Origin of the sequence: Anoxybacteroides rupiense (assembly GCF_014196195.1) — a bacterium.
GTDB classification, from domain to species: Bacteria; Bacillota; Bacilli; order Bacillales; family Anoxybacillaceae; genus Anoxybacteroides; species Anoxybacteroides rupiense.
This window is the reverse complement of sequence record NZ_JACIDF010000001.1, coordinates 165784-188731: the sequence shown is the minus strand read 5'-3', so window position 1 is coordinate 188731 and position 22948 is coordinate 165784. Positions and strand designations below refer to the sequence as shown.

Sequence of the window (22948 nt, the reverse complement as noted above, 5' to 3'; positions counted from 1 at the left end):
AAGGGGGTTCTATCATGCACAGTTCATCAGAAAGAAATCAAAAGCTAGCGGCGGAAAAAGGCATTCATACGGATTTTTTAAATAAAATGACCTATGGTGATTATTTGCAGTTGAATGCGCTTCTATCAAGCCAAAAGCGTCTGTCCGATCACCATGATGAAATGTTATTTATTATCATTCACCAAGTGAGTGAATTATGGATGAAACTGATTCTTCACGAACTAAAAGCAGCGATTCAAGCCATTGAACGGAATGAAATGGATCCAGCCTTTAAAATGCTGGCGAGAGTGTCGAAAATTCAGTCGCAAATCATTCATGCCTGGGACGTACTGGCGACATTGACTCCATCCGAATATATGGAGTTTCGCGATCAATTAGGACAGGCGTCCGGCTTTCAGTCTTACCAATATCGCATGATTGAGTTCGCTCTTGGTTACAAAACGGACTATATTTTAAAAATTTACGAGAAGGATCCAGTTTTGTATGAGGAGCTAAAAGAAGCGCTATATGCTCCAAGCATCTACGATGTCGCCTTAAAGGCGCTGGCCCGCGCTGGATTTGCGATTAATCCATCCCTTTTGGACCGGGATTATTCAGAGCCGTATCAAGAAGATTCGACGGTGGAAGCCGCTTGGTTAGATGTATATAAAAAGGTGGACCAATATTGGGAATTATATCAGCTGGCTGAAAAGCTCGTTGATATTGAAGATTGGCTTCAGCAATGGCGGTTCCGGCATATGAAAACAGTGGAACGCATTATCGGGCACAAAATAGGGACAGGAGGTTCATCGGGTGTCACGTATTTAAAGAAAGTGCTTGATCATCGCTTCTTCCCTGAATTATGGAATATTCGCACAAAATTATAAGCAGGGGGAGCGATTAGAAAAGGAGTGGGGAATGTGGATTTGACGTTGATCCTATCTTTTTTAGGATTCGCCGTTTTATTGACGCTTATGCCGGGACCGGATATTTTATTTGTGATCGCTCAAAGCCTTTCACAAAATAAGAAAGCGGGAATAGCCACAGCGTTTGGTCTATGCTCGGGACTCATTGTCCATATAACAGCCGCTACGCTTGGCGTTTCGGCATTGATTTATCAATCGGCTCTAGCATTCGCTGTTGTAAAATATGCCGGTGCTGCTTATTTGCTCTATTTGGCGTGGCAGGCGTGGCGCGAAAAGCAAGAAGGCTTTCATTTAGATAACCAGCAATCTTTAGAATACAAAGCTCTATACAAAAAGGGCATTTTGATGAATTTATTAAACCCGAAGGTCTCGCTATTCTTTTTAGCGCTGTTGCCACAGTTCGTCAATAAATCGATAGGGCATGCAGCGCTGCAAATGTTCATCTTGGGGCTGATCTTTCTGATCCAAGCTCTTGTTATTTTTGTCGCTGTCAGTGTGGGGGCTGAAAAACTGCGGCATGTGTTGCTTGCCCATTCATCGATCGCCAAGCGAATCAATCGGGTCAAGGCGGTATTATTGGGGGCTATTGGAATACAAATCGCATTTAGCAAACATAATTAATATTATGTTAACTATTAAAATGGCATTTGCTTTAGAGTTTTAGAGGAAGGGGGGATCACTGCTTTTTCCTGTGTCACTGAACTCGCTCGATCGTTTATGAACGTCTTGGTTTCATTTCATTTGTGCCTGCATTCAGTTGCGTTTCTTATCCGCCAAGCGTTTTTGAAACTTCGGATGATAGCTAAAGTCAAAATGGGTTTTGGCTATCTGCTTAGGAGCATAGACGCCTATGCTCCTTTTACTTCGATATAAAAAGCGGATAAAAATTTCTTTACGTTAATCCGGCATTTCGTTGTTTTTTTACCGGCTTCCAGCTCCTTCATGCGAAGGCGAATTTGCTTGAAATCAAATAAACGCGGCGCAAAATGCTCGAAGGTAGGGTTTGTATAGTCGGTTAATCCGAGTGAGGATAAATGGGTAAAAGCTTGAAAAATCATTCGGCGAACCCGTTGCTCCATCGCTTTAATTTCTTTTTGAAGGGATGGCTCCTCTTCTGAGCCGTGCAGCCGCTTGATAATTTGCCGATATAGCTCTTTTAACGGTGGCAAATCATGCATAGTCGCTCCTTTATGTTCCGCTTCAGCAAACCATTGCATAATGTGCAGCAAATCGGCTGCGCCCGATTCGCCAGCAATTCCTAATGTTAAAAGGAGTTGTTCAATTTTTTGCTCCAAGCTCACTTTTTCATAATGAGCCGTATGCTGCGGCGGAGAAGGATACATGTCATGTTTTTTGCTCTGATCCAAAGTGTGCAATAAACGGCGGATCGAATTCAGGGAAGAAACAGCCGCCATATAGTCGGCTACGCGTCTGAGAACCGAAATGACCTCATATCGATTAATCGGCTTGTGGATGTACGTATCAATTCCGCAAAGATAAGCCTGTCCGATCATTTCTTTATGTTCTACTTGTGAAATCATAATAAAAGGACCGGTAAATCCTTGCGCTTTTAATTTTTTGATGGTTTGTATCCCATCTAAGCCCGGCATCAAAAGATCAATCAAAATAACATCGACGGCATAGAGCTGATCGATTGATACATGCAAGCCATCCTCCGCTTGACCTACCACTTCGCCAAGTCCGCTTTCTACAATTATTTTTTCTAGCATTTTTCGGACAACAGCATCATCTTCAATAAGAAAAAAACGAAGGGACATCACACGGCTTCCTCCTTTCGCAGCAGCTGACTGCCTGGAATTCTGACTTGAAATTGTGTTCGGTTGTGCTCGTCAAATGTCAGTTGTATGTGCCCCTTAAAGCTATGAACAATTTCTTGCGCGTGGGTCAATCCAATCCCGTTGGAAGGGTTGCCATTTTCATCATATTTTGTCGTAAATCCCGGCTGAAAAATCCAATCCCGATCCTCATCGGGAATTCCAGGACCTGAGTCAGTTACGCGAAACACCAGTTCATTGTGCTCAAATTGCACATGAAGAGAGACCCATCCGGAATCTGGCACCGCCTCGACGGCATTGGCGACTAAATTGTTTAGGACAGAAAGAAGGGCGTATACATGATAGGTCGGTAAATCGATGTCACATGCTTCATGAAAATGAATCGATTTGCCGAGAAGTTCTGCGTATTTTTGGTTAGTGCGAATGACCATGCGGCAAAGCTCCTTGATCGGCAAATTCAATTCTGCTTGTTCTTGGCTAATCAGATCAGACAATCCGGCCAAAATTCGCTGCGAGTCCTTTTTAACTTCGTGAATATGTTCAGCGATATACAGGGCGGTGCCTGGCTCGGCCTGTTTAGACTCCATCAACTGTGTATACAGCTCATAACTTTTGTGCGTAATCTCCTCTAAATGGCTCATCGATTTTCGCAGATAGAATGCTTCTTCATAAAGGCTTGTATTAATCATGACAAGGCGTTCCAGCTCTTGTCTTCGCGCTTCCCCTAAAGCCCGCATATGCTGAATGGTTAAAATGTTATATAGTCCTATTACGCAGAAGCTTCGCAAAATTGCAAACAAAAGCAGCATAAAAACGGTTTCGTGTGCGATGGTGAAAGATTCACCAAGCAGCTGACGAATGAACAGTTCTACGATATTAGCTGTAAAATCAATCGCTGCCCCAAGCACTCCGACGTGGATAGGGTGGTCCAGATGCTGGCGGAATTTTGTCATATATACAAGCCAAGCAAAGAAAATGTAATAAATGCCTGCAGGCAAATGAATCAATAAACTATCAGCCAATGGCTGCTGTTTGGTTAACCAATCAATCATTACGCGAAAGGCGGTGACAAACACCCCAACACAAAAGCCAGTCAGACATAGAGGAATCGTACGAAGCCAAACAAGTCCAAAGAAAAAAGCGACACTTCCTAAAGAAAATCGGAAAGAACTGGAAAATGGATTTACTTTCATCTCTCCAAGAAAAGCTGTAGCAGAGATGAGAAGCAATAAGGTTAAAATTCGTTCACGCATCGTGTTCCCCTCTGTCTATCAGGAAATCTTCTCCCATTCTATCATATTATTATACAATAAAAGGGTATTAAGAAAATGTATGGATTTCTTATCATTATATTTTATATAAAACTAAATGGATTTTCCAATCTGTTTCATAGGATGAAGAATCGTCTTTTTTATGCTCAGCATTTCGAGTGACAGAAAACGTTTCCGATGGGAGAAGAGTGGAGAAGTCGGCCGTATAAATTTAAAGATTGAACGAACGATGTCTGTGAATCTATGGTTGAAGGGCATGCCTATAGCATGCCCGGTAGGCAAGCAAACCCGCTTGTTTACTTCAGCAAAAAAGCAAGGAATCCAGTACGGTTCATTGAGTTTTACTGGATGATCAGCACTCCTGATTCTTCATCCTTTCTTTTATTTATCGGTGCTTATATTCAAGCTTTCGCGAAAGCAGTGATAATGAATAATTCACGACAAAATACATGATGGCGACGAGCAAGAAGATCGGAATGACATAATTGACATTTCTTCCGTTAATGATTTGAGCATGATTCATTAATTCAGGAAGGGCAATCACAACAGCTAGCGATGTATCCTTCAATAAAGAAATAAATTGTCCGACAATGGGCGGCACCATGCGTCTTAACGCTTGGGGAAGGACAATATGCCATAGCGTTTGCAAATACGTCAGCCCTGATGATCTCGCTGCCTCAATTTGCCCTTTTTCAATGGAATTTAATCCGCTTCTCACAATTTCTGATAGCATAGCTGATTCGAAGATAACAAGCGCCAAAATCGCGGCATAAAGCTTATCGAGCTTAAAGCCGATCTCAGGAAGAGCGAAATAAGTAAAGAAAATAATCAATAATAACGGCAAGTTGCGGATGACCTCAACTAGGATTGCGAGAATGTGGGAAACGACAGGAATCTGCCCATAACGCAATATCCCAACGATAATGCCGATCGCAAAGCTAAGCGCAATAGAAATAAAAGCTACTTCAAGCGTGACGGCAAATCCTTCAAGTAAAAATTTAAAATGAACTGGAGAATAGGCGCCGATAAAGTCCATTTCTCACCCCACCTTTTTCTATCATCTTATCGACTTCTTGCTAAGCGGCGTTCGAGCGCGCCAACGCCTAAGCTAAGCGGAATGGTTAACACTAGATAAAACATGGCAACAAAAATATAGACGTCAAAAGTGACAAACGTTTCGGAGGAAATTAAATCACCAAAATACATCAGATCTAACCCTGCAATAACGCCTAGAACAGAAGAGTTTTTAACGAGATTGATAAATTGGTTGCCCATAGGCGGTATGACAATTTTAATAGCTTGAGGCAAAATCACATGCCACATGGCTTGCAAATAAGTTAATCCCGATGATCGTGCGGCTTCCATCTGTCCTTTTGGCACAGAAAGAATCCCGGCACGGATGACTTCGGCGATAAAGGCAGCTGTGTAAACGGTTAATCCCAATGTTCCGGCGGTGAAGGAGTCCAAACGAATGCCAAGAGCCGGCAACCCGACGAAAAATACAAATACAATTAAAATGAGCGGGATATTGCGAATAAATTCAACATATGCCGCTCCAATCCAATTCAATGGACGCACCGGCGCAATGCGAAAGATGGCCATCACCGTTCCAATAAGTAAACTGCCGATTAGGGCAAGAACACTGGATTTTATCGTATGAAGAAACCCTTGCATATACAGATCCCAATGTTCGATTAAAATTGAATAATCAGGCATGATTGCACCTCCTCGTTATGCTTGATACAAGGTTGTTTTTGATATGCGAATAGATGGCAAGCTAGGCTTTTGTCGCACAATTCGCGTGGCAGAAGGAGAGTTTGTGGCTTACCTCTGGTTGTTGTCTTCATTCGCTCCGTTTCCCAATGGTCTTTCTATAGAATAGCAGATGAGCGGAATATGCCCGCTCATCCGTTCAAATGGCTATTATTGCTTTGGCTTTTCTCCAATCCATTTTTCATAGATTTTATCGTATTCGCCATTCTCCTTAATTTCGCGCAAATATTCGTTAATGAGATCGACAAACTCTTTGTCTCCTTTGCGCACAGCAATTCCGTAAGGCTCTTCAGAAAATGTCTCATCCACAACCCGGAAATTCGGATCCTGTTTCGCCATGCCAAAAAGCAATGCATTATCGGTTGTGAGGGCATCGCCTTGTCCAGCTTTTAATGCTGTAAAGGCTTCCGCATAATTTTCAAACTCTAAGACGGTTGCTTCTGGAGCCTTGGCGCGAATATTTTGCGCAGAAGTGGACCCTTTTGCGGTTAAAACGGTAACTCCTTTTTTGATATCTTTTATTCCATTAATCTTACTGTTCTTTTTGACAAGCAAGGATTGTCCAGCCATAAAATAAACATCAGAAAAATCGACTTCCTTTTTCCGGTCTTCTGTAATCGTCATCGTAGCGATGATGGCATCAATTTCTCCATTATTTAACATCGGAATTCGCGTTTTCGATGTTACTTCTTTTAATTCAATTTTATTTTCATCACCGAGAATTTTTTTGGCGAGACCCTTGGCGATGTCAATATCAAAACCTTCTACTTCACCAGTTTCTGGATTTTTTAACCCAAAAAGATTCAAATCATATTTTACTCCGACGACGAGCTTTCCTCTTTCTTTAATCTTGTCTAGGGTGCTTTGAGCTGATTCTGTTTGCTTCGATCCGTCTCCTTTGCTGTCTGTGGATGCTGTTTCACTGCTGTTGCAGCCGGCTAAAGCGAATAAACAGAGTATGGCTGCCAATACAAGTCCGATTCCTTTTTTCCACATTCTTTTGGCTTTCATAAAAATTCCCCCTATTTGTTATCTAATGACTAAGAATACGGCTCAGAAACAAGCGGGCTCGCTCCTCGCGCGGGTGGGCAAAGAATTCTCCCGGCGAGGCCTCTTCGAGAATTTGTCCTTTGTCCATAAAGACAATTCGGTCTGCCACTTCACGAGCAAACCCCATCTCGTGCGTAACAACGACCATGGTCATTCCTTCTGTAGCCAATGTTTTCATTACATCTAGCACTTCGCCAATGGTTTCGGGATCCAGCGCTGATGTCGGTTCGTCAAACAGCATAATTTTCGGCTTCATGGCGAGGCCCCTGGCAATGGCGACCCGCTGCTGCTGACCGCCGGATAATTCAGCGGGATAAGCGTTTGCTTTATCTGGAATCCCCACTTTTTCGAGATAATACATAGCTGTTTCTTTTGCTTCTTTTTCTGAAACGCCTAAAACTTTAATAGGTGCGAGCGTAATATTTTGCAATACAGTTTTATGCGGGTATAAGTTAAAATGTTGGAAGACCATGCCGATATTGCGGCGAAGCTTATTAATGTCGACATTCTTGTCATTCACCTTCACACCGTCGACGATTAATTCGCCGCTTGTGATCGTTTCAAGACGATTAATGCAGCGGACTAAGGTGCTTTTTCCTGAGCCAGATGGACCGATAATGACGACAACTTCTCCTTGTTCAATGGAAAGATTGATATCTTTTAGAACGTGGAAGCTGCCGTAATGTTTGTTCACTTGACGAAAATGAATCAATGATTTCCCCCCTTTAAAACGATTTTGAAAAATTTATTTTTTTCTGAATAAACTATAAAGAACAATCTACTGAAATCTACAAAAAACAACGAGAAAAAATAATTTTGTTGTTTCGCGATGAAAATTTTTTGGTATTATTAGAGTAGATGAAAATGATAATTTTTATCATTGTGGAGGTTTGGAAGGCAGAAATGAAGAAGATCTGTTTTTGTAAGAAAAATAAGTTTGAATCAAAACAGCTTTATGTGTTTTTAAAAGATACCTATAAAAACATTAAAATTAAGCGCAAAGACTGTTTAGGAAAATGCAAGACATGCAAACGCTGTCCGTTTGCATTAATTGATAAAGAAATGGTAAGATGCAGCACGGTGGATGAATTGTACGGCGAAGTTCAGCAGCGCCTGATTCAAGATTGGCGGAAAATTCGTGCAAAATCCGCGCAATGATCGATTGGCTATTTCATTTAAAAGCTGACGGCAGTGGCGCGATAAAAAGGGTAGAGAGAAGGATGGAAAAAGCGTCATATTTATATGGCGTTGTATCGAGGATGAATCGCTGATGGAAACCAGGACCAATGTATTGGTTCTTTTTTTATGATTGGACTTGGTGGGCGATGCAATCGATCCATCGATTATCCTTAGGCGATAATCGATAGGAGAAAGGTATAAAAACTCATGGTCAGAACACAAGTCTGTACATGTGCCTTTCGACCGGAGAAAATGGGGCATGCCCTTGCTTCAAATATCGATGAATTACAAGTTTTATCTATCAGCACCTTGCGTGTCGTGGCTAACGAGTTCCGTGGGGAGGAAAAGCCTTTTTATTGGATTTTGCGAACCCATTAACGAAAAGGATTCCTGTGAACGGTTTATTTAATAAAATCATGTGAATTCAGTTAGAAAAACGTCAGCAAACCTCGGGGTAGAAGGAGTTTAGACCATGCAAAGACGGGGGATTTGTTTTTAGTATATTCCCGTCATCAAGCGGTTATTTTGGCATGTATCACAACGGTTAAGAAGCAAATGGTTAATCAAATAACGTATAGAAAAATCTCCCGCCTCTTTCATAAAAGGCAGGAGAGATTTTGCGCGGAATAAGAGGGATTGCTAAGACGGTTGGTTATTTGTCGGCGTCGTGCTCGTTTGGTTTTGCGTAAGCTCCTGTGAAAGCTCCACCGTTGCTAAACTCGGCTGTTTCATTCCTCGATTTCGGTTCATTAAGCTGTTCATTTTATTCATGGCTTGTTGAAGTGGCTGTTTGAGGGAAAATGCAGAGATTCGAGCTTTTCTCCTATTCAAAACAGCCGTTAACGCCATTCCTAAACCGAAGCTCAGAATGCTCCAAGTCGCTGTGCGGTTATTGTTTCGCCGCCCCATTAGACGTAATGCTTGCTTCCACATCATGCGATTACGTCCGAAATTAAATAGACGTAACAGGTTCATTTTGTTTACACTCCTCTTTCGTCAATATATACAAACGGTTCAATGAATCGGTTTAAACAGTTATTAATGTGTACGAATCAAGAGAAATCATGTATGGAAAAGAATAGTGGATCATCAGTGAGACAGAAAGGCTCATCGAGTGATGGAAAATGGATACTAAAAAAATAAAGAATATTCAAAAAAATATTCAGTTGTTTTTTGAATCAATGTTATAATTTTGTTATAAAATATAACATCGAAGGGGAGATTGTATGTTTTTATTAAAGCGGCGTTTGAAAGAAAACGATTTGTTACATCATTCCGGTGAAGCGGATGATCGACATGTTATGGGGCAGATCCAAGTAGCAGCTGATCAGTTAAAAGGAATTATTGAACAAATGAAGCTGGCTGCCCATTCTCTCGATGAAACATCTTCGTCAAGCAAGGAAAGCACAGTTGGATTAACGGCGCACCTTGAAAAAACAGTGAATGATGTGTTAAGTGTGGCGGAAAAAATAAAAAAAATCGAAGCGGCGGCTGTGCAAATTTCCGCTGTTTCTCAAGAAATTCATTTCAGCAGCCAATTGTTTTATGAAGAGCTGGCCCGTTCATGGGAGTCGCTCAAAAAATTACAGGAAGAAATGGCGGAACTTCGGAGCAGTCATCAAATGCTGCTGCGGCAAATGGATAGCCTCGTCAATCGATCGCAGGAAATCAATCAAATTCTTTCAACGATCGGTGCTATTTCACAAAGAACGAGCATTTTGGCATTAAACGCCAACATTGAGTCGGCGCGAGCAGGGGAGCACGGCAAAGGGTTTTCGGTAGTAGCCAATGAAGTCGGAAATTTAGCTGGACAAACATCAAAAGCGGTTGAACAAACGCGGGAAATTTTATCATTGATCCAAAAAGAAATTGCTTTATCGACAGACATGGCTCAAAAGAAATGACGGATGTGCTTTACATTCTTGATACATTTAAGGGGAAGATAAGCGGAATTACAGGCATGGTATCGGATTCGACACAAGCGGTAGAGGCACAAACGGAAAGCATTCAAGAAATCGCGTTATTGCTTGATGAAATCTCCAATATGTCGGTAGCAAATAAAGAATATGCTCAGACAGTAGCAAAGGATATGGATCATCAGCACCAAAATGTCCAGCAAATCATGCGAATCAATGAAGCTTTAGAGCAAACCTCCAATGAATTACAAGGCATGATGAAAAAAGATCATGCGATAACGATTGCTTCTCTTGATGAACAAATGATCGAAGAAGCGAAAAAACGGCTGTTTACGTTTTTGCAGACGTGCCCATTATATAAACTGGACGAGCGGCAGCACCAAAAATATTTGAACGAATTTTTGCGCTCTCATTCTAATATTGAAGCGGTCTGGTCGAATCGTTTAGACGGGACCTTCGTTTATTCCAGTCCTCCCGCAGGGCTTGTCAACGCGAAGGCACGTCCTTGGTTTATCGAGGCAAGCAAAGGAAACACGTTTATTTCAGACGTTTATATTTCAGCGTTAACGAAGAAGCCGTGCCTGACGATTTCTGCGCCTATTTTGCATCAGCAGCAAATTGTCGGTGTAGTAGGTGTGGATTTATCAGTGTCGGTCATATAGGAAAAAGCCCCGTTATTCGAAGCGAGGGTTCGGGTAATCGGGGCTTTGGCTGCCGGATGGCGGAGCGCACCATATCTTTCGGTAGCCTCGATTTGGCTTCCCTACAGATCATAGGCCACTTTCTCCACCTGTTCAGCAGATGCAGCGACATCGGCGATGGCTTGGCTCATTTCTGACACAACATGAACGTATTGCTTCATTTCGTGATCAATACGTTGATTTTGTTCACGAATTTGCTTTAAGGACAAGCCGAACTCATTGAAAAATTGATTGATTTTCTCCATATCATCTGTACCTTCCGCAATTAATGAAGCCATTGCATCCAATGATTGCGAGATCGTATGAACCTTTGAGTTGAGCTCGTTTAAAATGTCCGCTACACTCGAAACCGACTGTTTTGTTTGCGAGGCGAGGTTGCGAACTTCGTTGGCAACGACCGCAAACCCTTTTCCGTGCTCTCCAGCCCGGGCAGCCTCGATCGAAGCGTTAAGCGAGAGCATATTGGTTTGATCGGCGATGGCCGTGACAAGGCTGTTGATATTTTCGATCTTCGCAGCTGATTGTTGGAGGCTATGTACTTCCGTCTGAATTTTTTTCATCATCTGTTGAAAATTATGAATCGTTGATTGCTGGCGCTGTAGTTTTTCTTGGCCTTTGACCGATTGTTGTTCACTCGTATCCGCAATTTGAACGGCTTCTTTAGCAAATTGCAAAATATCCTTGGCTTGAGTTGTTAATCCATCAGCCGAGGAGCTGACTTCGCTTGATACAGTGGAAAGCTCTTGAACCATCGCTTTAAGCTGTTCTTTCATTTCATTTTTTATTTGCTCCATTTGCATGCGGTTTCTTTCGTTTGCTTTTTCATATTCCTCTAACACAATTTGCTGTTCAAGGCTTAGTACTTTGGTCATCGATTTAGTGGCCTCCATTAGCGCATGCGGCTCAGAAATATGAGGAGAAATGACGTCTAATAGAGCCAACAGCAATTGCTGAAAGGCGCACATATACCATTTTGGGAGAAGTTGGATGCGCAAATGGGCGATCGCAATGCGCGTGCGTTTCGCGATGAACTCATCATCAATTCTTCCGCTGAACATTTCAATGACATGGACCTTTAACGTTTGTTTTAATTGTTCAACAGAGCTGTGCTGTTGAATAATAGCGAGCAGTGAAGGCTCTGTTTGAAGCACATCATAGAAGCGGGTGACAATGGTATCGATTTTTTCTTCAATAAACGGCTTTAACGTTTGAAGTATGGCCAGATCCCGTTCGGTTAGCTCAATCATTTCGATTTGCTTGTTAATGGAAGGATTCTGAAGACGGACCAGCCTAGTTGGAACGTTTGGATCGATATGGCTTGTGCTGGCGGGCTGCGCCTTTTTTCTCATAAAAATTGAAAAACTCATGTGTGCTCGCTCCCTTTGCAACTATAATAAATGTAAAAATAGTATAAATATGCTATAAAACATGATCCAAAAGGAATAAGCAAACGGGGCTTCCTGACGGTGAATTCAATGATTGGTGAATGGATGTTTGAGAAGTAAACGTTTACTTATTTCGATTGTAATTGTACAACACCTATTGAAAATAGTGAATAAAAAGATGAAAGAGAAAATGTGAGGTTAAAAATTGCCTATATCCTTAGAAGTGGAGAATCATCAACAGCAGGACTTTTCCGTCAAAAAGACGAATAAAGATAATGGTGGTTGTGTTAGCATGTTATGGCTATTGAGGAGAACGGAAAGGGTGTTAGAGGCAACCTGTCGTTTGTGCAATCAAAAGGAAAGGGTGGGAGTACGATGAAAACGACTTTTGAAAAAAAGAAGCTATATATTGATGGGGAGTGGGTGGAAGCAAGAGCGTATACGACATTGCGGTCTCCTTATTCTGGCGAGGCGCTTGCCGAAATTCCAGCTGCGACGGAGGAAGAGGTTCGTTTAGCGATTGCGGCTGCATATGAAGCGCGGGGAAAGATGAAGCAAATGCCAGCCTACCAACGAGCGGCTATTTTAGAAAAGGTGGCGTCACTTTTGCAGGAGCGTTCAGAGGTGGCAGCGCGAATCATCGCAACAGAAGCTGCGAAGCCGCTGACAACAGCAAAAGCGGAAGTGGCTCGCACCATTCAAACCTATAAATTTGCTGCGGAGGAAGCGAAGCGTATTCATGGTGAAACCATTCCGTTAGATGCGGCGCCGGGTGGGGAAAACCGAATCGCATTTACGACGAGAGAGCCGATTGGAGTCATCGGGGCGATCACTCCTTTTAACTTCCCAATGAATCTTGTTGCGCACAAGCTCGGACCGGCCTTTGCCTCCGGAAATACGGTCGTATTAAAGCCGGCAAGCCAAACTCCGCTTTCGTCCTATTTGATTGCTGAGCTGTTTGAAGCTGCGGGACTGCCAAAAGGAGCGCTCAATGTAGTAACGGGAAGCGGCCGAACTGTAGGCGATCAGATCGTCACGGATCCGCGCGTCAGTATGGTGACATTTACGGGAAGCCCAGAGGTAGGGATTGGCATTCGCAATAAAGCCGGGCTTAAGCGTGTGACGCTGGAGCTTGGATCGAATTCGGCCGTCATTGTCGATGAACAAACAGACATCGACCGGATGATCCCGCGCTGTGTCTTTGGGGCTTTCTCTTTCCAAGGACAAGTGTGTATTTCCCTTCAGCGCATCTATGTTCATGAAAAACGATATGACGAATTTGTAGAAAAATTTATTGCAGCTGCTCAGCAGTTAAAAATCGGCGATCCGCTTGATGCTAGTACAGATGTCTCAGCATTGATTACACCTCAAGATGTCGAGCGGTCATTGCAGTGGATTGAAGAAGCGAAACAAAGCGGTGCGACAGTAGCAATCGGCGGCGAGCGGCAAGGAAATATTTTGCTGCCGACGGTCATTTTAAATGCAGCGCCTACGTTGAAAGTATCGTGCTATGAAGTGTTTGCGCCGATTGTTTTGATTAATAAAGTTTCATCTATTGATGAAGCGATTGAATTGGTCAATGATTCACGTTACGGTTTGCAAGCCGGCATCTATACAGATAATGTCCATGTCGCGTGGAAAGCAGCAGAAAAGCTGCATGTCGGCGGAGTGCTTGTCAATGATATTCCGACGTTCCGGGTGGATCATATGCCATATGGAGGCGTCAAGGAAAGCGGATTTGGCCGTGAAGGCATCCGCTATGCAATCGAAGAAATGACAGAGTTAAAACTTGTGATTTTCAATCGCAATCAGTAAGGAGCAACCGTGCCGTTTCTTTTAGACGGCACAGTTTTTTTGCTTAAAAAGCGGTAGGACAGCTTGCTTGATAGCAGGTTTGAATGAATGCTTGTATTGGCTCCCATATTATAAACATGGGAAAAAAGCAGCGAAGCTCGATCGATTTTGGCGGCTCTGAACATGATCAGCCGTGTCTGCGGCGAAAAGGGGACAATGGATCCATCCGGGAAGCTCCCTGCATGATTGGGCACGAAATGTCGGGCGGCGTTCCTTCATTCCTGTTATTCTATGGGCAAGGAGGTCATCAAGATGGATTTGCTTAAGAATATGAACGAAGCGATGAAGTACATTGAAGCCAATTTGACGGCAGAAATTGATTTTAAAGAAGCAGCAAAGCTGGCACTTTGCTCAGAATACCATTTCAAAAGGATGTTTTCTTTTCTTTCGGGGATTCCGTTATCCGAATATATCCGGCGCCGACGTCTGACGCTTGCCGCTTTGGAGCTCAAGGAGAGCAAGGCAAAGATTATTGATATAGCCCTGAAATATGGATACAGCTCCCCGGATTCATTTGCCCGAGCATTTCAAGGGCTGCATGGGATCACACCATCGGAAGCTAGGAATGGCGGCTGTTCATTGAAAGCTTATCCGTCCATGACCTTCCAGTTATCTGTAAGAGGAGGAAATGAAATGAACTATCGCATTGAAGAAAAAGGACCGTTTCGCATCGTTGGCATCATGAGACGAGTTCCGCTGATTTTTCATGGAGTCAATCCGGAGATTGCCTCCATGTGGAAAAGCTTAGATGATGACACAATCAATGAGTTGAAGCGGCTTTCAAATGTGGAACCTTTAGGGCTGCTTAGCGCCTCTGTGAACTTTTCTGAGGGAAGAATGGAAGAGAAGGGAGAATTGGACCATTATATTGGCGTGGCGACAACGAAAGAATGCCCAGATCATCTAACGAAGCTTGAGGTTTCTGCCTCGACATGGGCTGTATTTGAAGTAGTGGGACCTTTTCCCCAAGCATTGCAAGAAGGATGGGGACGTATTTATTCTGAATGGTTTCCTTCAACCCATTATGAAGCGGCTGAGGGTCCGGAAATTTTGTGGAATGAGAATAAAAATATCCACTCGCCCACTTTCAAGAGCGAAATATGGATTCCCATCTCAAAAAAATCCATATAATTGAAGTGGGGGAATAAGCGATATAAACTTTCATGAGGAAAAATTTATCACCGTTGAATGTGTCAGCTTTCTTTATTGATGAGCGAAAGTATTTCCAGAGCTTTGAGGTTAACGTTGGGAGTTTAATCAGGCGTCTGCCGAAACAACGGCCTCATCAATACGGTGGAAAAGCAGCGCATTCGAACCTTTACCACTCGCATGATGAAGGAAAACCCGCAAACTTCTCTTCATTTCGTCGCCTGGGCCTATCGGTAAGTTGTATGTAAAAAATGAGCTGTCCTAAACAGCTCATTTTTTTGATTCGGAATATGTTTGCTTGAGAGATGGCCACTCCAAATCAAAAGGATTCTTCACGTTTCTTCCTAAAGCTACATCGTAAACGATTTGAAATTCAATAGTTAACTATTCTCTATTCATGGTACAATAAAATTGTACGAACAAAAAATATGTGGATTTTATGTTTTATAAGGAGACGGAAAGGGACGAATTTTCTATTTTGTTTATTGATGCGTACAAATTAAAGCGAATGCGAAACCATATTTTTGCTTTGGGTTTATTTAGCGCCTGATCGCTACATTTATAAAAGCCTGTGACCATATAAATATACCGAAAGTTTCCTATCTATACATATATTTTTGGAATTTCAACTATAAAGCGTTTCAACGGCTCTTTTGCCTTATTGAAACGCCTTACTTATCTGGATTTTTCAATCTGAACGATATGAGGAGGAATTCCGGAGATCAGATTAAAAGCTCACGATGAAAGGAGGGGGAGCTTGCTCACGGCGAGGGACAAGTGTTCATGCATCAATCTAGATCTGTATAGTTGCATTTGATGCTCAACTAGCACCACGGGTAATGAGAAGATTAGACTTCTAGCCGATTCGAATCGGCAGAATCTTTTTTTCGACTGTTGGATTTTCAAAGCGGATTTTTAGACCCTGATTCAATTTTAGAAAAAGGGTGGGAACGAATCAAGTTGTATCATGTTTTAACATCTTATAGTGACAATAGACAGGGGGATTGCCATGAAAAAATTGTTATTGGTTTATGTTTTTTTAATCGGTGTCTTTCTTATTTATGTATATAACTATCATTTGCAAGCTTCCCGTATTCGTGCTGTTAATCAAGAAGAGCAAACTTTACAAGGGAAAATCGAGGAGACATATGTAATGGTCACTTTTTTATCTGGAATTGACTATTGGAAAAATTGTTTAAAGGGATTTGAGGATGCGGCTCAAGCACTCAATGTTTCAGTAGAGTATCGGGGGGCGACACAATATGACGTAAATGAACAGGTGACGGTGCTTGAGCAAGTAATTGCTAAAAAACCAGCTGGCATTGCGATTTCTGCAATAGATCCAAATAAACTGACTGGAACGATTAATAAAGCTGTGGAACAGGGAATTCCAGTTGTATTATTCGATTCCGATGCTCTTTCTAGTAAAGCGTTTTCATTCCTAGGAACGAATAATTATAATGCCGGAGTGACAGCGGCGCATAAAATGGCAGAGCTGTTAGGAAAAAAAGGGAAAGTAGCGGTTATTACGCTTCCCAATCAGTTAAATCACCAACAAAGGACAAAAGGGTTTATTGAAACGATTGATAAAGAATATCCGGAAATGGAAGTCGTAATAGTAAAGGATGGGAAAGGAGATGCCCTTGCCTCGAAGCAAGCCGCTCTAGAGCTGTTAAAACAATATCCAGAGCTATCAGGTATTTTTGTTACCGAGGCCAATGGAGGAGTCGGAGTGGGTGAAGCCGTTGCATCGTTTGCAACAGCGAAGAAAGTAAAAATTATTAGCTTTGATACCGATAAACGAACATTGGATATGGTGAAACAAGGAATGATAGAAGCCACATTGGCTCAAGGAACATGGAATATGGGATATTGGTCATTGCAATTTTTATTTCACCTTCACCATCGCTTAACTCCTTCTTTGCCATCTGGCTATCCTTTATTGCCTGCGTATATGGACACTGGAATTACAGTTGTAACGAAAGAAAACGTGGATAGCTTTTATGCGAAATAAGGGAAAGAATGCGGATGCTAGAAATGAGGGATCAGGATTGAAGCAAATGAAATATTTTCAGATTAATAATGTACCTATTCGCTATAAGCTGATTTTCCTTTTTTTATTCATTATCATTTTTCCCTCCATCGGACTTGGGAGCGTAACAGGTTGGACAGTTGATCGGATTATTGATCGGCAAATTAATCAAAATACACTTCAAGTGATTAACCAAGTAAATCGAACGCTCGAGTTTTACTTGAATAATATGCAAAATATTACCTATTTAACAGCATTTAATCCAGAAATAAAAAAGTTTTTAGAAGGAAACGAGAGGATGCAAGGAATTGGTGAAACGAGCGATGAATATCGAATTCGTCAATTTCTGCGCGGATTAACAACATTGTATCCTGAAGTTGCGGGTATTCTTGTTGCTAATCATAAAGGAGAGTATATCAGCAACGAAATGTATACCCGTTCAGCTAAGCCGCTCACAGAGGAAGGATGGTATCAGGAGGCTGTACAAAATAAAGGCATTTTTAAAATTATTGGCCACCCGGAGAAACGTAATGTAACAACACACACGAATTATAAACGAGAGGAAGTGGTGTCAGTTGTTAGAGCCGTTTTAAATCCAGAAACTCAGCAGGTAGAAGGAGTGATTTTAATCGACCTAAAGCTGCGTGTTATTGCGGAAGCCGTGAAAAGTGTTCGTTTAGGAAAATCAGGATACTTAATGGTTATCGATCATCGCGGCGAAAATATTTATTCACCTGCCCATCCGCTTATCGCGAATATCCCGGCTCAATGGCTTGGCAATCGGGATTCCGGAACATTTAGCAAGAAGGTAGATGGACAATATTTGCAATTTATTTATCAGCGTTCACCGTTTACAAGCTGGACAACGATTGGGGTCTTCTCCAATCAAGAATCAGCGTTAGAAATCATGGAAATCCGTTTTTATGTCACTTGTTTTGTATTTTTGGTCTGTCTTATTGGTATCGGCGCTTCTTACTATTTGGCTCATTCGCTATCACGACCGATCAGACAATTGATCTCATTTATGAAAAAAGTAGAGGGAGGCGATTTAACGAGCCGCTATCACAGTGTTCGTGCAGATGAAATCGGTATGTTAGGAAGAAGTTTTAATCGAATGCTCGATCAAATCCAAAAATTCATTTCTCTTGTAGAGTGGAAGGAACGACAAAGATGGGAAGCGGAGCTTCGGAGCTTGCAGGCGCATATTAAACCTCATTTTCTTTACAATACGTTAGATACGATTCATTGGCTGGCTAGAAAAAGAGGAGCGGAGGATGTAGCCCAAGTAGTGGAAGCGTTGTCAAAGCTATTTCGCATCGGATTAAGCAAAGGAAGGGATATCATTTCATTTGCGGAAGAAATGGAACATATTCAAAGCTATTTAAGCATTCAAAAAACGAGATATCGAGACAAGTTGAACTATACATTTGACATCGCTTCTAACGTTCAAGATTTATATATTTTAAAGCTTGTCTTGCAGCCGATAGTAGAAAATGCGATTTATCACGGTATCAAGCAGCGGAGAGGACCTGGCCATATTTTGATTCAAGCTGAGGAACAGGATGGAAAGCTGATCATTCGCATTCATGATGATGGTGTCGGAATGTCAAAAGAATTATTGTCATCTTTGCGTGAAGACTTAACGGTTGATTTTACGGCTCGTGACAAAGAAAAGGAGATAGGAAAGGTGCAGGGATATGGAATGTTGAATGTGCAAGCGCGAATGCAATTAACCTTTGGGAGTACTTACGGTTTATGGATCGACAGTGAAGAAGGAAAAGGAACGACCGTGACGATGATCCATCCAATTGTTAGACAAGCGATGTAGGAGGAAAGAGAGATGTGGAAGGTGTTAATTGCTGATGATGAACCGATTATTCGCGAAGGAATACGAGAGGCAATCAATTGGAGAGAATTTGACATGGAGATAATCGCGGAAGCTGAGGATGGAGAAGAAGCGTTAGAACTGGCTGTATATCATGAGATTCACGTTCTTTTTGTTGATTTGAATATGCCAATGATGGATGGCATTACATTAATGAGGCAGATTCGTGAAAAACTGCCTGCATGCAGAATGGTGGTTATTACCGGATACGATGAATTTACTTATGCACAAGAAGCGATTCGTTTGCAGGTTGACGATTATATATTGAAGCCGACTCATCCTCAGCATTTGCGAGAGGTCGTAATGAAAATAAAACAAGCGCTGGAACAAGGGTTCAAGCAAAACGAATACATCAGGATGCTGTCGGAGCAGGTTCAAAAAAACTTTTCGCTCATCCGGCAACAATTTTGTTTAAAATGGATCCATGGCGAGCTGACAGAGAAAGAAATTATGGCGCAACTTTCCTTTTTCCAGCTTCCTTCATCTGCCCCGAATCAATTAGCAATGATTTATTGGCAAGATTTTTTTAATCATCAGCCATTGCTCAATGACCGGGATAAGCAGCTGCTCTTTTTTGCAATCGAAAACATTGCGTCTGAATTGCTGTCTACTGATTGTCATGTAATGTTTCGAGATACTGCTGGATTTATCGTCGCTTGTATTTGGGGGCAAATTGATGAAGGGATGATCCGAACCATTGAAAAAACACTGAAACAATATTTGAATGTACAGACTAACGTTTACATACAAAGCATCGAGGGAGGGATGAGAAAGGTAGCTGAGGCCTATCAGCATTGTAAAGAACTAATTTATAAAGAAACGAATATTTCTCCGATTGTGCGCCGCGCCAAACAATATATTCAAGAGCATTTTTCGAATCCAAAGCTAACATTGGAATCTGTTGCTCAATTTTTAAACGTGTCTCCTGTTTATTTAAGCCGCATGATGAAACAAGAGCTTGGAGTATCATTTGTTAATTTAGTAACAGAAGCCCGAATGAAAAAGGCTATTCAGTTATTGACTTCTACCGAACTCCCTATTTATGAAATTTCCGAACAAGTAGGATATGAAACACAGCATTATTTTAGCACAGCTTTCAAGAAAACAGTTGGAATCCCTCCAAATCAATATCGTAAGGGGGCCTTCCTTTTTAAAGAAATTCATGAAAATTTACTATAAAGGGATCCGCGTAAGTTTCCATTGGTTAAGTGAGAGCTATTAATAGCTCTTCTTTTTTTGAAAGCGCTTTAAGTAAGTCAAATTTTTATAAAAATAGTTATTTTATTGAAAAGACTGAAAATTATCTTGGTGCTATATTTTAGGTAATTATTCAATCACTTTATAAAAGGGGGAGAAAAAAGCTATGAAAAAATGGTTGTCATTCATGATTTTATTTATGTTTGCCTTTGCGTTGACTGCATGTAGTGGAAATGGAGCAGGCGATGGCAAAGCGGGATTTGTAGGCATCTCAATGCCGACGAAATCATCGGAAAGATGGATTAGTGACGGAAAAAATATGGAAAAGGAATTTCGAAAGCTTGGTTATAAAACCGATTTGCAATACGCCGAAGATGTCGTTGAAAATCAAGTATCGCAAATTGAAAACATGATTACAAAAGGAGTCAATGTTTTAGTTATTGCTCCGATTGACGGCGAGGCATTGACGGATGTTCTTGAAAAGGCGCATAAACAAGGAATTAAAGTCATCTCTTACGATCGTCTGATTAAAAACAGCAAATATGTCGATTACTATGCGACATTTGACAACTTTAAAGTTGGAGTATTGCAAGGGACATACATCGAACAAAAACTAGGATTGAAGGAAGGGAAAGGTCCATTTAACATTGAACTGTTTGCGGGCTCGCCTGACGATAATAATGCCTATTTCTTTTTTGATGGGGCGATGTCTGTATTAAAGCCTTATATTGATTCCGGAAAATTGGTGGTTCGCAGCGGTCAAACAAAATTTGATCAAGCAGCCACGTTACGATGGGATGGAGCAACTGCGCAAGCAAGAATGGACAATTTGCTAAGTGCCCATTATACGAATGAAAAAGTGGATGCTGTTTTGTCACCTTATGATGGCATTAGCATCGGTATCATTTCATCGCTGAAAGGAGTTGGCTATGGCACAACCAGCAAGCCGATGCCTGTTATAACTGGACAAGATGCCGAATTAGCGTCGGTGAAATCGATCATCGCTGGTGAGCAAACGCAAACAGTATTTAAAGATACACGTGAACTAGCGAAAAAAGCTGTTGAAATGGCGGATGCTGTATTAAAAGGAAAAAAACCAGAGGTTAACGATACAAAAACATATAACAATGGGGTAAAGATAGTACCATCCTATTTGCTTGAGCCTGTTTCGGTGGATCAATCTAACTACGAAAAAGTATTGGTGGACAGCGGCTATTACAAAAAAGAAGACTTAGAGAAATAGATCGAAGAGAAAGGCGGATACAAGGGCATTGATCCCCCTTATATCCGTACTCTCTCGCAAGGAGGAAGACATATGTCCGAGTTTATTTTAGAAATGAGGGGGATTATAAAGGAATTCCCTGGGGTGAAAGCGCTTGATAATGTGAATTTAAAAGTACGGGAAGGTGAAATTCACGCGCTTTGCGGGGAGAATGGGGCAGGAAAATCAACGTTGATGAAAGTGTTAAGCGGCGTCTACTCGTACGGAACGTATGATGGAGAGATTTTATTTAAGGGAGAGGTATGCAAGTTTAAAGATATTAAGCAGAGTGAGCAGCTAGGAATTGTGATTATTCATCAGGAATTGGCCTTAATTCCGTACTTATCAATTGCAGAGAATATTTTTTTAGGAAATGAGCAGGCAAAAAGAGGGATCATCAACTGGAATGAAACGGTTGCTAAAACGAAAGAATTGCTCAGTAAAGTCGGATTAGATGAATCGCCTCATACGTTAGTGGGGACTCTCGGAGTGGGGAAGCAGCAGCTTGTGGAAATTGCTAAGGCGTTAGCAAAGAAAGTGAAATTGCTCATTTTAGACGAACCAACTGCTGCCTTAAATGAGGCTGATAGCGAGAACTTGTTAAATCTCTTATTAGAATTGAAAAAGCAAGGAGTATCCGCGATTATTATTTCTCATAAGCTAAACGAAGTCGCACGTGTTGCTGACTCCATTACGATTTTGCGGGATGGAAAAACGATCGAAACGCTAGATATGAAGAAAGATCATGTGACAGAAGATCGGATTATTAAAGGAATGGTTGGAAGGGACTTAACAGCCCGTTATCCCAAACGGGAATCAAAAATTGGCGAAGTCATATTTGAAGTGAAAAATTGGAACGTTTATCATCCTTTTCAGCATGAACGAAAAGTAATTGATGATGTTCATTTATATATCCGTAAAGGAGAAATTGTCGGCATTGCTGGTTTGATGGGATCAGGGAGAACCGAACTCGCAATGAGTCTTTTTGGGCGATCTTATGGAAAAAAAATTAGCGGACAAATTTTTAAAAATGGCGTGGAAATTGATGTTCGGAATGTTAGCAAGGCCATTGAGCAGGGCATTGCTTATGTAACAGAGGATCGGAAAGGAAACGGTCTGATTTTAATGGAGGATATTCGTAAAAATATGACCTTGTCTCGTCTAAATAAAATCGCGAAGTGGTTTATTGTCAATGAGAATCTGGAAATCATCGAATCTGAAAAGTTCCGAAACAGATTGAAAATTAAAACACCGAGTGTTTTTCAAAAAGCGGAAAAGCTAAGCGGCGGAAATCAACAAAAGATTGTATTAGGAAAATGGATGTTTGCGGAACCGGACATTTTGATTTTAGATGAGCCGACACGCGGGATTGATATTGGAGCGAAATATGAGATTTATACGATCATGAACCAGCTGGCTCAAGAAGGAAAGGGGATCTTAATGATCTCATCGGAGCTGCCAGAGCTTCTTGGCATGTGTGATCGAATCTATGCGATGAGTGAAGGAAGAATAACCGGGGAAGTAGATCGATATAAGGCGACACAGGAAGGCTTGATGAAACTCATGACCAAAACAAGGGTGAGGGGGTAGACAG

20 protein-coding genes are annotated in these 22948 nt (G+C 41.6%); 12 read left to right on the top strand and 8 right to left on the bottom strand.

Annotated elements, in window-relative coordinates:
* The first annotated feature begins 14 nt into the window (after nucleotides 1–14).
* Complete coding sequence (kynA, locus tag GGQ95_RS00855; protein WP_066147562.1) at nucleotides 15–866, top strand: tryptophan 2,3-dioxygenase; 852 nt, start codon at nucleotides 15–17, stop codon at nucleotides 864–866.
* Nucleotides 867–899: 33 nt separating this feature from the next.
* Nucleotides 900–1526 (top strand): LysE family translocator, encoded by a 627-nt coding sequence (locus tag GGQ95_RS00850; protein ID WP_159719688.1) that lies wholly within the window; start codon nucleotides 900–902, stop codon nucleotides 1524–1526.
* Between the two features lie 227 nt (nucleotides 1527–1753).
* Here the strand turns inward: GGQ95_RS00850 and GGQ95_RS00845 are convergent, their stop codons facing one another.
* From GGQ95_RS00845 to GGQ95_RS00820, 6 genes are all read right to left on the bottom strand, one after another.
* Entirely contained in the window at nucleotides 1754–2683 is a 930-nt protein-coding gene (locus tag GGQ95_RS00845) for a response regulator (RefSeq protein WP_066147567.1), read from the bottom strand.
* A complete protein-coding gene (locus GGQ95_RS00840) occupies nucleotides 2683–3954 on the bottom strand; it encodes a sensor histidine kinase (protein ID WP_066147569.1) in 1272 nt (423 codons plus the stop codon). Before GGQ95_RS00840 ends, GGQ95_RS00845 begins: the two co-directional genes overlap by 1 nt.
* A 403-nt stretch (nucleotides 3955–4357) precedes the next feature.
* Nucleotides 4358–5008: an amino acid ABC transporter permease gene (locus tag GGQ95_RS00835; protein ID WP_066147571.1), complete on the bottom strand. Its 651-nt coding sequence runs from the start codon at nucleotides 5006–5008 to the stop codon at nucleotides 4358–4360.
* Between the two features lie 26 nt (nucleotides 5009–5034).
* Nucleotides 5035–5688, bottom strand: coding sequence for an amino acid ABC transporter permease (locus tag GGQ95_RS00830; protein WP_066147573.1), 654 nt, complete (start codon nucleotides 5686–5688; stop codon nucleotides 5035–5037).
* A gap of 207 nt (nucleotides 5689–5895) precedes the next feature.
* Nucleotides 5896–6756 (bottom strand): glutamate ABC transporter substrate-binding protein, encoded by an 861-nt coding sequence (locus GGQ95_RS00825; protein ID WP_066147575.1) that lies wholly within the window; start codon nucleotides 6754–6756, stop codon nucleotides 5896–5898.
* 22 nt (nucleotides 6757–6778) lie between these two features.
* On the bottom strand, nucleotides 6779–7507 hold the full coding sequence (locus GGQ95_RS00820) for an amino acid ABC transporter ATP-binding protein (RefSeq protein WP_044745428.1): 729 nt from the start codon (nucleotides 7505–7507) through the stop codon (nucleotides 6779–6781).
* A gap of 191 nt (nucleotides 7508–7698) precedes the next feature.
* On the opposite strand from GGQ95_RS00820, the gene GGQ95_RS00815 reads away from it, so the two are divergent.
* Complete coding sequence (locus GGQ95_RS00815) at nucleotides 7699–7953, top strand: DUF1450 domain-containing protein (protein WP_080862000.1); 255 nt, start codon at nucleotides 7699–7701, stop codon at nucleotides 7951–7953.
* Between the two features lie 660 nt (nucleotides 7954–8613).
* Here the strand turns inward: GGQ95_RS00815 and GGQ95_RS00810 are convergent.
* Nucleotides 8614–8949 carry a hypothetical protein gene (locus tag GGQ95_RS00810; RefSeq protein ID WP_066147577.1) on the bottom strand — a complete coding sequence of 112 codons (336 nt, stop codon included), beginning with the start codon at nucleotides 8947–8949 and terminating at the stop codon, nucleotides 8614–8616.
* A gap of 251 nt (nucleotides 8950–9200) precedes the next feature.
* Between GGQ95_RS00810 and GGQ95_RS18675 the strand changes: the two genes are divergently transcribed.
* Together GGQ95_RS18675 and GGQ95_RS18670 are read left to right on the top strand one after the other, a co-directional pair.
* Nucleotides 9201–9878 carry a methyl-accepting chemotaxis protein gene (locus GGQ95_RS18675; protein WP_312856934.1) on the top strand — a complete coding sequence of 226 codons (678 nt, stop codon included), beginning with the start codon at nucleotides 9201–9203 and terminating at the stop codon, nucleotides 9876–9878.
* Complete coding sequence (locus GGQ95_RS18670; RefSeq protein ID WP_312856933.1) at nucleotides 9875–10552, top strand: cache domain-containing protein; 678 nt, start codon at nucleotides 9875–9877, stop codon at nucleotides 10550–10552. The genes GGQ95_RS18675 and GGQ95_RS18670 overlap by 4 nt, the downstream gene beginning before the upstream one ends.
* Nucleotides 10553–10653: 101 nt before the next feature.
* Here GGQ95_RS18670 and GGQ95_RS00800 read toward each other — a convergent pair whose 3' ends face one another.
* Entirely contained in the window at nucleotides 10654–11958 is a 1305-nt protein-coding gene (locus tag GGQ95_RS00800; protein WP_066147580.1) for a globin-coupled sensor protein, read from the bottom strand.
* A gap of 393 nt (nucleotides 11959–12351) precedes the next feature.
* Here GGQ95_RS00800 and GGQ95_RS00795 point away from each other — a divergent pair, with 393 nt between their 5' ends.
* From GGQ95_RS00795 to mmsA, 7 genes are all read left to right on the top strand, one after another.
* Entirely contained in the window at nucleotides 12352–13791 is a 1440-nt protein-coding gene (locus tag GGQ95_RS00795; protein ID WP_066147584.1) for an aldehyde dehydrogenase family protein, read from the top strand.
* A 291-nt stretch (nucleotides 13792–14082) separates the two neighbouring features.
* A complete protein-coding gene (locus GGQ95_RS00790) occupies nucleotides 14083–14961 on the top strand; it encodes an AraC family transcriptional regulator (protein ID WP_044745422.1) in 879 nt (292 codons plus the stop codon).
* A gap of 1027 nt (nucleotides 14962–15988) precedes the next feature.
* The gene (locus GGQ95_RS00785) at nucleotides 15989–16993 is read left to right on the top strand and encodes a substrate-binding domain-containing protein (RefSeq protein WP_066147588.1); all 1005 of its coding nucleotides are present in this window, start codon (nucleotides 15989–15991) and stop codon (nucleotides 16991–16993) included.
* Nucleotides 16994–17039: 46 nt separating this feature from the next.
* Nucleotides 17040–18839 carry a cache domain-containing sensor histidine kinase gene (locus GGQ95_RS00780; RefSeq protein ID WP_044745489.1) on the top strand — a complete coding sequence of 600 codons (1800 nt, stop codon included), beginning with the start codon at nucleotides 17040–17042 and terminating at the stop codon, nucleotides 18837–18839.
* A gap of 12 nt (nucleotides 18840–18851) precedes the next feature.
* The gene (locus GGQ95_RS00775; RefSeq protein WP_044745420.1) at nucleotides 18852–20075 is read left to right on the top strand and encodes a response regulator transcription factor; all 1224 of its coding nucleotides are present in this window, start codon (nucleotides 18852–18854) and stop codon (nucleotides 20073–20075) included.
* A gap of 184 nt (nucleotides 20076–20259) precedes the next feature.
* Nucleotides 20260–21336 (top strand): multiple monosaccharide ABC transporter substrate-binding protein, encoded by a 1077-nt coding sequence (chvE, locus tag GGQ95_RS00770; RefSeq protein ID WP_044745419.1) that lies wholly within the window; start codon nucleotides 20260–20262, stop codon nucleotides 21334–21336.
* A 72-nt stretch (nucleotides 21337–21408) separates the two neighbouring features.
* Nucleotides 21409–22944, top strand: coding sequence for a multiple monosaccharide ABC transporter ATP-binding protein (gene mmsA / locus GGQ95_RS00765; RefSeq protein ID WP_183186230.1), 1536 nt, complete (start codon nucleotides 21409–21411; stop codon nucleotides 22942–22944).
* Nucleotides 22945–22948 lie beyond the last annotated feature (4 nt).

Coding starts and splice junctions, on each gene's coding strand:
- kynA (WP_066147562.1), top strand. CDS start 15: ATGCACAGTTCATCAGAAAGAAATCAAAAGCTAGCGGCGGAAAAAGGC.
- GGQ95_RS00845 (WP_066147567.1), bottom strand. CDS start 2,683: ATGTCCCTTCGTTTTTTTCTTATTGAAGATGATGCTGTTGTCCGAAAA.
- GGQ95_RS00840 (WP_066147569.1), bottom strand. CDS start 3,954: ATGCGTGAACGAATTTTAACCTTATTGCTTCTCATCTCTGCTACAGCT.
- GGQ95_RS00835 (WP_066147571.1), bottom strand. CDS start 5,008: ATGGACTTTATCGGCGCCTATTCTCCAGTTCATTTTAAATTTTTACTT.
- GGQ95_RS00830 (WP_066147573.1), bottom strand. CDS start 5,688: ATGCCTGATTATTCAATTTTAATCGAACATTGGGATCTGTATATGCAA.
- GGQ95_RS00825 (WP_066147575.1), bottom strand. CDS start 6,756: ATGAAAGCCAAAAGAATGTGGAAAAAAGGAATCGGACTTGTATTGGCA.
- GGQ95_RS00815 (WP_080862000.1), top strand. CDS start 7,699: ATGAAGAAGATCTGTTTTTGTAAGAAAAATAAGTTTGAATCAAAACAG.
- GGQ95_RS00810 (WP_066147577.1), bottom strand. CDS start 8,949: ATGAACCTGTTACGTCTATTTAATTTCGGACGTAATCGCATGATGTGG.
- GGQ95_RS18675 (WP_312856934.1), top strand. CDS start 9,201: ATGTTTTTATTAAAGCGGCGTTTGAAAGAAAACGATTTGTTACATCAT.
- GGQ95_RS18670 (WP_312856933.1), top strand. CDS start 9,875: ATGACGGATGTGCTTTACATTCTTGATACATTTAAGGGGAAGATAAGC.
- GGQ95_RS00800 (WP_066147580.1), bottom strand. CDS start 11,958: ATGAGTTTTTCAATTTTTATGAGAAAAAAGGCGCAGCCCGCCAGCACA.
- GGQ95_RS00795 (WP_066147584.1), top strand. CDS start 12,352: ATGAAAACGACTTTTGAAAAAAAGAAGCTATATATTGATGGGGAGTGG.
- GGQ95_RS00790 (WP_044745422.1), top strand. CDS start 14,083: ATGGATTTGCTTAAGAATATGAACGAAGCGATGAAGTACATTGAAGCC.
- GGQ95_RS00785 (WP_066147588.1), top strand. CDS start 15,989: ATGAAAAAATTGTTATTGGTTTATGTTTTTTTAATCGGTGTCTTTCTT.
- GGQ95_RS00780 (WP_044745489.1), top strand. CDS start 17,040: ATGAAATATTTTCAGATTAATAATGTACCTATTCGCTATAAGCTGATT.
- GGQ95_RS00775 (WP_044745420.1), top strand. CDS start 18,852: ATGTGGAAGGTGTTAATTGCTGATGATGAACCGATTATTCGCGAAGGA.
- chvE (WP_044745419.1), top strand. CDS start 20,260: ATGAAAAAATGGTTGTCATTCATGATTTTATTTATGTTTGCCTTTGCG.
- mmsA (WP_183186230.1), top strand. CDS start 21,409: ATGTCCGAGTTTATTTTAGAAATGAGGGGGATTATAAAGGAATTCCCT.